This is a genomic window from Acidibrevibacterium sp. (assembly GCF_049965395.1).
GTDB lineage: Bacteria > Pseudomonadota > Alphaproteobacteria > Acetobacterales > Acetobacteraceae > Acidibrevibacterium > Acidibrevibacterium fodinaquatile.
Map to the genome: position 1 here is coordinate 1 of NZ_JBMFWJ010000079.1, position 6,393 is coordinate 6,393.

Consider the following 6,393-nt stretch of genomic DNA (forward strand, 5'->3'; position numbering starts at 1 on the left):
CCGATCCGCCGCAATCCGGCTCTCGCCAAGCCCCTGATAAGCGCCGACTAGCGCCCGCCAATGCGGGCCCCGCCAGTGCCCATCGGATAAAAACCGCATCACCACCGCATGTTTGGCTTGCACGCGTTCGCTTTGGCGCGCGAGCCAGTGCGCCCAGAGGTCTGGTTCGTCACCCGTAGGGTAACAAAACCACCTCATCGGCTCAATAGCAATTTTGCGATATCAGCCAGGCCCCCTACCCTTCCCGCGCGAGCCGCCGTGCCGTCGTCAGCAGCATCGCCCGGTCTTCGGGGGAGAGTTCGCGGTAAAGGCGCAGGAGGGCCAGTTCGTCGCCGGTGGCGGCGTGTGCGGGGGCGCGTTTGTCGTCGCCGTGCAGCAGATATTCGAGCGAGACGCCGAGCACTTCGGCGATGCGCAGGAGATTGCCGCGGATTTGCCCGGCGCGGTCGGTCTCCCACTGCGCGACCGCCGAGCGCGAGACGCCAAGGCGTTCGGCCAGCGCATCCTGGGTCAGGCCGCGTTCGAGGCGGGCGGCGCGCAGGCGCTCGCCCGGCGTGGTGGGCGTGGTGGTGGGGGGGTGACGTGCCATCGGCGCGGCATACGTCATTTTTTCTAACAAAACTAGTTAGAATTGTTGACTGTCGTCGTTAGATCAGATAACAGAATCGCTCCCCCGCCAAAGGAGCCCCGCCATGCCGCAAAAACTGATCTGGAGCCCGCCCCGCGATGCCGAATTGAAGCGTCTTCGCGCCGAGGGCGAGACTTGGGACGAGATCGCCCGGCTCTTTGGCATCAGCCGCAACGCCGCGATCGAGCGCGGCCGGCGGATCGGCGCGCGTCTCCCGGTCCGCCCGGCGCCGCCGCCGGCGGCGCGCGACCCCGAGCGGCCGCCGCTGCCTGCCGGCCACCCGATCACCTGGGGCGCCATCACCGCCGCAACCCTGCTCGCCGAAACCGCGTATCCCCTGCCGGTTTTCGCGTGACCCGAGACCCGGCCCTCGCGCCTGGCTTCGAATTCTGGCCGGCGCTGCCGGCGCCGCCGCTCCGCGCCGCCCCGGCGCTGCTGCCGCCGCCGGCCGCCATCGCGCCGCGCCCCTGGCTTTATGGCACGGCGCTGGTTGCCGGCTTCGTCTCGCTCCTGGTTGCGCCGGGCGGGGTCGGGAAATCGGCGCTCGCGATCGGCGAGGCCTTGGCGCTCGCCTCCGGCCGGGCGCTGCTCGGCGAGCGCGTCCATCACCCGGTGGGCGTCTGGCTCCTCAATCTCGAAGACCCGCTCGATGAGATCGAGCGCCGGGTGGCGGCGGCGATGCTTCAGCATGGCTTGACCCGCGCTGATCTCGGCGGGCGGCTCTTTCTTCATTCCGGGCGCGACCGGCGCATCGTCATGGCCGAGGAAAGCCCTGATGGCGGCATCGTTTTTCCCGACCAGGAAGCGATCTGCCGGGCGGCGCTTGCGGCCAATATCGGCTGCCTGATCGTCGATCCCTTCGTGCGCTCGCACCATCTCGAGGAGAATTCCAACCCGCACATGGATGCGGCGGCGACCGCCTGGGCCGAGGTTGCGCACGCGAGTGGCGCTGCGGTGCTGCTCGTGCATCACGTGCGCAAGGGCGCGGCGGCGGATGCCGAGGCGGCGCGCGGCGCCAAGGCGCTGACCGATGCCGCCCGCATCGCCCGCATCCTCTCGCCGATGAGCGAGGAAGAGGGCGAGGAGATGGGCGTTCCCGCCGCCGAGCGCGGGCGCCTGGTGCGGCTCGATGATGTCAAGGCCAATCTCGCGCCGCGCGCCGGCCGGGCTGCTTGGTATCGGCTCGAGAGTGTCGCGCTCGGCAACGCGACGGAGGCCTATCCGCGCGGCGATCATGTGCAAGCGATCACCCGCTTTCGCCCGCCGACGGTGTGGGCCAAGCTCTCGCCGGCCGATTGCAACGAGGCGCTCGATGCCATCGCCGCCGGGCCGGGCCTCGGCCTCCTCTATGCCGCCCATCGCCGCGGCCGCGGCAGCGAGCGCTGGGCCGGGCGCGTGCTCATCGAGCGGTTTCGCCTGACGGAGGCGGAAGCGGCGCGGGTGATCGGCGCCTGGCTCGAAAACGGGCTGCTCGTCGAATGCGAATACCGCGACCGCGAGCAACGCAAACAACGCCAAGGGGTGCGGGTGATCGATGCCCGCCGCCCGCTCGTTCCCCATCAGCAAGGAGATCACGCATGAGCAAAGCCACTCGGTTTGGCGCGGATTTGGCGCGCCCGGCGGGGAGCGGCGGCGCCGCGCCATTCCCCCCGTCGGAGACGGGGGGGAATGGCGCGCGCGGGCCCCGCCGCCTGCGCCAAACCGGGGGGGTGCGGGCGGGCGAGAATGGCGCGCGGTTTGGCGCGGCCAGGCTTGACGCACCGGGGCTCGATGCCGAGGCGGTGATCGCAAGGCTCGAGGAAGCCGGGGCGACGCTGCTTGCGCTCCCCCAGCGCGGCTATTCGACGCGGCTCCGGCTGGGCGCGCTCGAGATCGTGCGCGCAGCCTCCGAGGCCTATGGCTGGGAGGGCAATACCCGGCTCCGCCCGCCGGTGCCCTCGGCGGCGCAGATCACCCGCATGGACGAGGCGTTTTCCTGGCTCGGCCTGATCCCCGATGAGCGCTACGTGCTGCGCCGGATTCTGGCCGCCCGCGCCCTCACCCACCCGCTGACCGGCCGCCACCTCTACCCCTGGCGCCGCCTCGGCACGGCGCTTGGCGCCGACCACAAGGCGATCCAGCGCTGGCACCGCGAGGCGGTGGGGTTGCTGGTCGCGGCGCTGGCGGGGCGATGAGGGGGTGGATTTTCCATGGCCTGCGCCCGTGTTACGCTGCGCCGAATGAACTCGCGCCAAGGCCTGGCGCCGGGCCAAAGGCGCCCTGAAAACGCGGACAAACGATGGCGGATAATTTCGAGCACGCGGCGGAACGTCACAGGAGAGACGCAAAAAAACTTGCCGCGCACAGCTGCCATCAGACTGCCGGGCATTTGATCGGGTTCGCGGCGGAGTGCTTTGTCAAAGCGGTACTCACACGCGCCGGCGTGCAGATAGATGGGTCCCCATTTCGTTGCCATTTTCCGGCTTTGCGAGCCAAAATAAGAAAAAGCGGTTCCGATCGTATCATGAGCCCTCTTTCAAAAATATTGTCGGATTCCTTTCTTGACGGCTGGACGGCAGAGTTGCGCTATGAGCCGGACATCGATGCGGCGAAGGCCAAAGAGCGATGGTGCCGGTGGCATAGCGACGTCCAAACATTGTTCCGTCAAATCGGGAGACCCTAGACCGTGCTCAATGTCACCTTCGATAACGCGGCGGTGGAATTTGCGTGCTGGATCGAGGGTAGGCTTGGCCGCGAGGCGGCGCGCAATGGCCGCCTCATCCGCGACATTTACGGCCAGTTGTGCCTGGTGACGGCAAAGGATAACGCCGAGCGTCTGGCGGCCGATCTCGAGAGCGTCCGCGCCCGGCTTGGCGCCTATGCCGTGCCGGGCGAAGGACTTGTCGCGGGTGTAGCCGAGGCCGAGCTGCAAGACTTCTTGCGGGAGCCCTCGCTCGCGATCGCCGCCGATTCCCCGGTGCGGCTGATCGATCGCCGCGTGGCTGGGGGCGAATGGCTGATGCGCCCGGCGGAACTGGTCAAGCAGCCGCAGCGCCTGGTTTTTCATTCGGTGAAAGGCGGCGTCGGTCGGTCGACGGCGTTGGCGATTGCCACCGCGCATCTTGCCGCGCGTGGCCTTAATCTTCTGGTTCTTGATCTCGATCTGGAGGCGCCGGGCATTGGCTCTACCCTGCTCCACGTCGACGATATGCCGGATTTCGGCGCCGTGGACTGGTTTGCCGCCTTCGCCGCCGGCGCTGTAAGCGACGAGATGTTGGTGGATATGATCAGCCCAAGCCCATTCACCTCGAACCGATCGGTGGCCGATGTCGTTCCGGCGCGCGGCCGGGCGCCCGGCGCCTATCTCTCCAAGCTCGCGCGTGCTTATATCCCCGGCTCGGTCAGCGCGGCATTTGCCGGTTTCAGCTTCGCACAAAAAGCCGATCTATTAATCAACAAACTTTGCGAGCGGCGCGAATATGACGTCGTTCTGATCGACGCCCGGGCAGGCCTGCACGAAACGTCCGGCAGCTTGCTTCTCGGCCTTGGCGGCAAAGTGCTTTTGTTCGCGACCGCAAGCGAGCAAAGCTTTGATGATTTCACCATTTTGTTCGACAGCCTGCGCAGCGCCTTCGACCCTGAGGTGGGTGGCGCGGATATTCGCGGTGCATTCAAAATGGTACACGCGAAAGCGCCGCCGCAGGAGAATACGCTTTCGCAATTTCGCGAGAAAAGCTGGGATCTCTGGAGAGAGTCTTTATACGACGACGAGACGCCATCTGCGACTGCGGGTTCGCTCGAGCGTGAGGCTCTGGCCTTCACGTTCGACGTTGACGACGATGATGCGCCGCATTTCCCGCTCGAAATCCGTGCGGACGAGACCTATGCGCGATTTGACCCACGCGCGGACAAATCTTTCTTCACCGCCGAGCGCTATCTTCCGGCGTTCGGCCCCTTCTTGGCCGGCATTGAACAGATTTTGGAGCTGAGATGACGCAACGCTTTCCCATCATCGTTCGGGAAGCTTTCAAATCCTTGCCCGACGAGGCATCACATAGTGCGACGCAAGCCCCCGAGGGCAGAGCCGTCTTTACGCCGGCCGATCATGAAGGGGCGTTGGATCCCCATCGCAGCGTCGTCGTCGGGGATCGCGGAACCGGCAAAAGCTTCTGGTCTAGCGTTCTGATCAACCAGGATATTAAAGCGCTGGTTGCCAAGTCATATTCGCGGCTTGGCCTGGACCGGGTCGAAGGCAGGCTCGGATTTTCAGATGGAGAAATGGCGGCTAGGCATCCCTCTCGATCCGAAATCAAGAGCATCATGGACAATTTCTCGGCCGAAGATTTGTGGCGCGCGGTGCTGTTACGGTTCGCGCCGATAACGATCCCTAGTGCCCCCCAAAAAGAGTCTGCCTGGAGCGAGTGGGTCAGTTGGGTGGCTGAAGATCCAGCGCGACGCAATGAGGCATTTCGACGGCTCGATAATAGTCTCATCGGACAACGGAAAATTTACGTTCTTGTTCTCGATGCATTGGATACGATTACGACGGACTGGAATGGCATCCGCGTACAAATGAAGGGCCTGATTCGCCTCGCGCTCGCCGTTCGCGCGTTGAAAGCGGTTCGTATCAAAATGTTCATCCGGCCAGACATGGCGGATGATCGTAGCCTTTGGGCCGTCGGCGATGCTTCGAAGCTCCGCCACAACGAAGTTGAACTCACCTGGAAGCGCCGCGATCTCTATGGCTTGCTGTGGACCCTGCTTGCCAATGTCAATAACGACGACTCTGCGAGATCATTCCGGAATTTTTGCGCTTCGAAATTCGGTGCAAAATTCGACGGGGTCGATAATGTTTGGCGTCCACCCCTTGAGTTGATTGAAAGCGAAGACCTGCAAGGGAAGGTTTTTCACGCGCTCGCGGGGAATTTCATGGGAGCTGGGCCGAGGAGGGGCGACACATATAAATGGGTGCCCAATCACCTTTCCGATGCCGCCGGCTTTGCCGCCCCCCGCAGCTTTCTCTTGGCGATGAAAACAGCCGCCCAGGAAACAAAATCGAGGGAAACCGTTCTCGATAAATCGGGTATCGAATCAGGGGCTCGACACGCTTCCAAAATTCGGGTTCAGGAACTCTCCGAGGATTATGGCTGGATGGGCACGGTCCTCGAGGACATGGAAGGTCTCGTCGTGCCGCTGGAGGAGAACGATCTCGCCGTGCGCTGGCGAGAGCGAGGGACTTTGAAAAAACTCCAGTCAGAAGCGGAAAAGCAAAAAAACGATAGCCGCTATATTCCGCCCGGCGAGGTCCTAATGGCGGAGGAGACAAAGGCTTATGCGCTTTTGATCGAGCAACTCGTCCGTCTCAAGATTTTCTTTCGGCTCGCCGACCTCCGGATCAACATGCCCGATCTCTTCCGCCTGCAGGCCAAAGTAAAGCGAAAAGGCGGCATGAAGCCCCGCGCATGAGTGAGCTTCCCAACGCGGCACCGCGCCCCGTCTTCCCGGGCGGAAGCGACAGTCGCGTTTTTATCAACACCCTCGCCGCTGATCTGCAAAAGGCCATTGCAGCGCTTTCGTGATGCGGGCGGAAACCTCGGGTTTCGTTCCTCACGGTTCGGCGGGTTTGGGTGGGTTTGGTGGGGTGAGATTGTCTTTGCGGTGGAGGATCGCGAAGACGGTGGGGACGAAGAGCAGGGTGGAGACGGTGGCGAACAGCAGGCCGCCGATCACGGCGCGGCCGAGCGGGGCGTTTTGTTCGCCGCCATCGCCAAGCCCGAGCGACATCG

General features: G+C 64.3%; 8 protein-coding genes. 5 read left to right on the plus strand and 3 right to left on the minus strand.

Annotated features, from left to right (window positions below; genetic code table 11):
* Nucleotides 1–235: 235 nt before the first annotated feature.
* Nucleotides 236–589, minus strand: a complete 354-nt coding sequence (locus ACP5M5_RS14085; protein WP_427938389.1) for a helix-turn-helix domain-containing protein — start codon at nucleotides 587–589, stop codon at nucleotides 236–238.
* Nucleotides 590–692: 103 nt separating this feature from the next.
* On the opposite strand from ACP5M5_RS14085, the gene ACP5M5_RS14090 reads away from it, so the two are divergent.
* From ACP5M5_RS14090 to ACP5M5_RS14100, 3 genes are read left to right on the plus strand one after another with little or no spacing between them, the layout of a single operon-like run.
* Complete coding sequence (locus tag ACP5M5_RS14090) at nucleotides 693–983, plus strand: AsnC family protein (protein ID WP_114911083.1); 291 nt, start codon at nucleotides 693–695, stop codon at nucleotides 981–983.
* Entirely contained in the window at nucleotides 980–2,209 is a 1,230-nt protein-coding gene (locus ACP5M5_RS14095; protein WP_427938391.1) for an AAA family ATPase, read from the plus strand. Before ACP5M5_RS14090 ends, ACP5M5_RS14095 begins: the two co-directional genes overlap by 4 nt.
* Nucleotides 2,206–2,802, plus strand: coding sequence for a DUF6362 family protein (locus ACP5M5_RS14100; RefSeq protein WP_427938393.1), 597 nt, complete (start codon nucleotides 2,206–2,208; stop codon nucleotides 2,800–2,802). The genes ACP5M5_RS14095 and ACP5M5_RS14100 overlap by 4 nt, the downstream gene beginning before the upstream one ends.
* 341 nt (nucleotides 2,803–3,143) lie before the next feature.
* Here ACP5M5_RS14100 and ACP5M5_RS14105 read toward each other — a convergent pair whose 3' ends face one another.
* Nucleotides 3,144–3,539 carry a hypothetical protein gene (locus tag ACP5M5_RS14105; RefSeq protein WP_427938395.1) on the minus strand — a complete coding sequence of 132 codons (396 nt, stop codon included), beginning with the start codon at nucleotides 3,537–3,539 and terminating at the stop codon, nucleotides 3,144–3,146.
* 45 nt (nucleotides 3,540–3,584) lie between these two features.
* On the opposite strand from ACP5M5_RS14105, the gene ACP5M5_RS14110 reads away from it, so the two are divergent.
* Both ACP5M5_RS14110 and ACP5M5_RS14115 read left to right on the plus strand, forming a co-directional pair.
* On the plus strand, nucleotides 3,585–4,601 hold the full coding sequence (locus tag ACP5M5_RS14110; protein WP_427938397.1) for a KGGVGR-motif variant AAA ATPase: 1,017 nt from the start codon (nucleotides 3,585–3,587) through the stop codon (nucleotides 4,599–4,601).
* The gene (locus ACP5M5_RS14115) at nucleotides 4,598–6,073 is read left to right on the plus strand and encodes a hypothetical protein (RefSeq protein WP_427938399.1); all 1,476 of its coding nucleotides are present in this window, start codon (nucleotides 4,598–4,600) and stop codon (nucleotides 6,071–6,073) included. The genes ACP5M5_RS14110 and ACP5M5_RS14115 overlap by 4 nt, the downstream gene beginning before the upstream one ends.
* A gap of 141 nt (nucleotides 6,074–6,214) precedes the next feature.
* Here the strand turns inward: ACP5M5_RS14115 and ACP5M5_RS14120 are convergent.
* The coding region (locus tag ACP5M5_RS14120; RefSeq protein WP_427938401.1) for an efflux RND transporter permease subunit at nucleotides 6,215–6,393 on the minus strand (179 nt) is incomplete at its 5' end.

Excerpts from the sequence above, each read along its gene's own strand:
- ACP5M5_RS14085 (WP_427938389.1), bottom strand. The coding sequence starts at position 589 with ATGGCACGTCACCCCCCCACCACCACGCCCACCACGCCGGGCGAGCGC.
- ACP5M5_RS14090 (WP_114911083.1), top strand. The coding sequence starts at position 693 with ATGCCGCAAAAACTGATCTGGAGCCCGCCCCGCGATGCCGAATTGAAG.
- ACP5M5_RS14100 (WP_427938393.1), top strand. The coding sequence starts at position 2,206 with ATGAGCAAAGCCACTCGGTTTGGCGCGGATTTGGCGCGCCCGGCGGGG.
- ACP5M5_RS14115 (WP_427938399.1), top strand. The coding sequence starts at position 4,598 with ATGACGCAACGCTTTCCCATCATCGTTCGGGAAGCTTTCAAATCCTTG.